General features: G+C 67.3%; 3 protein-coding genes and 1 pseudogene. All 4 read right to left on the reverse strand.

The genetic code is table 11. The annotated features are described in order from the left end of the window. Positions 1–98: 98 nt before the first annotated feature. A pseudogene (locus tag G9H72_RS23510) lies at positions 99–317 on the reverse strand (M15 family metallopeptidase); the annotation flags it as partial. A gap of 112 nt (positions 318–429) precedes the next feature. Further along, positions 430–591: a hypothetical protein gene (locus G9H72_RS19050; protein ID WP_166174117.1), complete on the reverse strand. Its 162-nt coding sequence runs from the start codon at positions 589–591 to the stop codon at positions 430–432. A 78-nt stretch (positions 592–669) separates the two neighbouring features. After that, positions 670–1,548: a hypothetical protein gene (locus G9H72_RS19055; protein WP_166174119.1), complete on the reverse strand. Its 879-nt coding sequence runs from the start codon at positions 1,546–1,548 to the stop codon at positions 670–672. 514 nt (positions 1,549–2,062) lie between these two features. Next, on the reverse strand, positions 2,063–3,286 hold a 1,224-nt coding region (locus G9H72_RS19060; protein WP_166174121.1), incomplete at its 5' end, for an IS110 family RNA-guided transposase.

Genomic DNA, 3,286 nt, shown 5'->3' on the forward strand with positions numbered 1-3,286 from the left:
GAAGCAGTCTTGTCTCACCGAGCTTGACACCCTCCGGGACGAGAGCGTTAGGTCAGCGCTTCGGCGCCTGCCCTGGCATGCGGTAGCCGCTCGGCAGGTCATGCAGCGCTGAAGTTCTGATAGTCCGGCTCTCGGTAGGTGCCACCCCACATCCAGCCGATGCGGGCGAAAGCTCGTGTGACCACGTCCCCTTCACGGATCACGCCGTCGGGGGTCTGTTGTTGGGGCGCGGAACGCTCGGCGGCGAGGAAGCGACGGCCAGCGGGTGGAAGGACGTCCTCGCCGACGACGTATGGGTTCTGAATCGGGTTGATGTCGACGGCTCGCCCCTAGGCGTGGTCGGACCAGCGGTCCGTCCCGGCGACCTGACGGCAGTTGTACCCGGACGTGTTGTTCGCGGCCATGGACGCGTCGTCGCTGCCCGCGTACTCATCCACGAGGCGCATGCGTTCTAGGAAAACGCGCGGCGTACATCGCCGCGAAGGCCTCCACGACGTCCGCGGCCACGTCGGCGTGCACGATCAGCTGCCCTTGGTGGTGGCGGCCGTCGAAGCCGACGTGCGACAGGCGGAGCAGGCGCAGGTCACTCAAAGGCAGCGGGCAAGACGCTGGTTGCTGCAAGCGGATCCTCGCCTGATGTTCACCGCCGGATCGCTCGCAAGGTCAAGGCTAGAGCGCTTCAGGATCCACTGGGTCCCGGTGCTCTTCCGACTCCTCGATTCCCGAAGACTCCTGCTCAAGAAAACTTAGAAGGCCCTTGAGTGCCTCCCTGTCGTCCACTCGGGAGGGGAGCGGCTTGAGCGAGAGGAGATCCCAAGCGAACCATATCAAAGCTTGACAGAGACGGAATGCATCCCAGAGCGAGGTTTGAGCATGTACGCCCTTCTGATTGGTGTCGTTGATCGCGTCGATGCGTGTGCCAAGATCCTCTAGCGCGGCTAGTGCTACTCCCCGGGACGTCGCGCCAGGCAACGCGTCCTCGATATAAGCCCAAAGCCGGTTCTTGAAATGGTTCGGTCCTCCCTGCCTGCCATTAGGCAGGACTCCGGTCGGTGTCGCCGGATAAAGCGCATCAGCAAGTGCCTCGTAGCATCGGCGGACACTGACGGCAACTTGCGCCGCGTCCTCCGGCGTCTCCACTGAAGCGAGCCGAGCGACCGCCGAGGTGAGTTCTTTGCTCGCCGAAGGCGCGAAAGCGTGTAGTCGGTGAGCGAGATCGCTGGCGCTCGCCGAGGAGAAACTACCTAGTAACTGCTCGAGTGCCAACGGCGCCCAGTCTCTTGACACGTCCGCGCCGGGGTCGAAGATCGTGCCGCGAGCGCCCTGGTCCTCGTAGTCAACGGTCGCGAACTGTCCGGTTGCCGTTAGAGCTTCGACGAGTTCAGTAAGCGTCGTATCGGCACGGACATCGGCTGGGAAGTCGGGCATCTCCTCCGCTCTGGCTAAGATTCTCACGTCTCGTTCCACTACTCTGAGGCGCGGGGACAGTAGTGTCCAGAAACCTGCCACCTGGTATTGGTTGCGAGCATCGATTTCGATCGCGCCCACGAACCGCGGACTCGTTCCCCTCGACAGTTCAAGGGCTACTGCGCGGGCCTCTTCGAGCGATAGACCGGAAACGCTGATGCATCGTCCAGCGAAGTGAGTGGCGCTGGCGCTGGGCCAGACAAGCTCCTTGAGCTTACTCGGCCCTAAGGTTGCCCAGCGCGCCGAAGACCGCCCCAACGCATTAGCGGCCCATGAGTCCTGGTCAATCCGCAAGCTGGGAGGCGCAGAGATCTCGCCGCTGCGACATACGTAGTGCCGCCGCATGGACCCGGTGTGCACTAAGGCAACCGCGATGTCCACATCGGGACCATAGAGGTCCGAGCTGACCTGCTCGAAGAGAAAAGCGAAGTTGCTCATACGGGGTCCCAGAAGTCCAAGTAGACATACGGCTCGAGCCTCAGCGTCGCTTCCATCGCCTGCACGAGACCACTGTCGCAGATGCACGCGCTACTCGTCTCGCACAACTGACGCCGGCAAGAGCCGTGCGTGTGCCCTCTCATGGCTCCCCTCAGTGTCAAGGGCGTGGTGTCGAGGCCGGGGAGGGTGCGCCGGCGCTGGTCGGCGTCAACGTCGTTCGTCCGGTGGGGCGCTCCACGTTGACGCCTCGGGCGCGCCGACGCGGGGCGGCCTTTGCCGACACCGCGCCGCCCTTTCCTGTGGTTCGCGGTGGGGCTAGCGTCTGGGCTGCGGGCTCGGGCTGTGGCTGGTTCGAAGAGTCGATGTCCGGGGACAGGTCGGCCGCGCTGGACTCTGTAGTCGCCCCCGAGTGCCCTCCCGGGCCCGCCCCGTCCTCGTCGGCGAGGCCGCGGGCGGCGGCGTCGGCGACGAGCTGTCGGTAGACCGCGTCGGAGATCCGGCGGCGCAGGCAGCGCATCGCCTCCAGCGGCGTCTTGCCCTCGGCGAGCTTGCGCCGGTAGTACTCCCGGCCGGGGGTGTCGTGCCGGATCTGGCAGATGCCGGCGATGTAGAGCACGTGGTTCAGCCGCCGGTTCCCCGCCCGGGACAGCCGGTGTCGCTTGGTGTCGCCGCTCGAGGCCTCGATCGGCGCTGTCCCCGTCCAGGACGCGAAGTGGTTCCGGGTCCGGAACCGGGCCACGTCCCCGACGTCAGCCAGGATCCGCGCGGCGCCGGCCGGCCCGATACCGAACACGCCCATGAGGCCCGAGCCTTCGGCACGCACCGCCTCGCGCGGCCGGCGCACCAGCGGGGTGAGCTTGTGGTCGATGCCCTCGACCTCGCCGAGCAGCTCGACGGCGAGCTCGCGGCGGGTCCGGCCCGCGGGATCCCGCGGCCGCACCGTGGAGAGCAGCGTCTTGGCCTGCAGCGGCGACAGATGCTGGGGCGCCCCGCCGGGGATCAGCTCGAGCAGCAGCCGGTGCAGCCGGTTCAACGCCTGCGCCCGCTGCCGGGACAGCTCGTCCCGGCGGTCGGTCAACAGCCGCAGCACCGCGATCTCCTCACGCACGCCCACCTCGCGCAGGGTGTGGACGCGCAGCGCCGTGACCGCGATCGAGTGCGCGTCGGTGGCGTCGGTCTTGCGCCCGTGCCCGTGGTCGAACACCCGCACCCGCGCCGACAGCTTGGCCGGCACGTCGACCACCCGCTCACCGTCGGCGAGCAGCCGCTGGGCCAGCGGCCGGCCGGTGCCGTTCGCGCCCTCGACCGCCCACAGCCGGTGCGGCCACTGCTTCACATAGCCCAGCAGCAGCCGGTAGCCCTGCCGGTCCATCGGGAACCG

Origin of the sequence: Motilibacter aurantiacus (assembly GCF_011250645.1) — a bacterium.
Classification (GTDB): Bacteria; Actinomycetota; Actinomycetes; order Motilibacterales; family Motilibacteraceae; genus Motilibacter_A; species Motilibacter_A aurantiacus.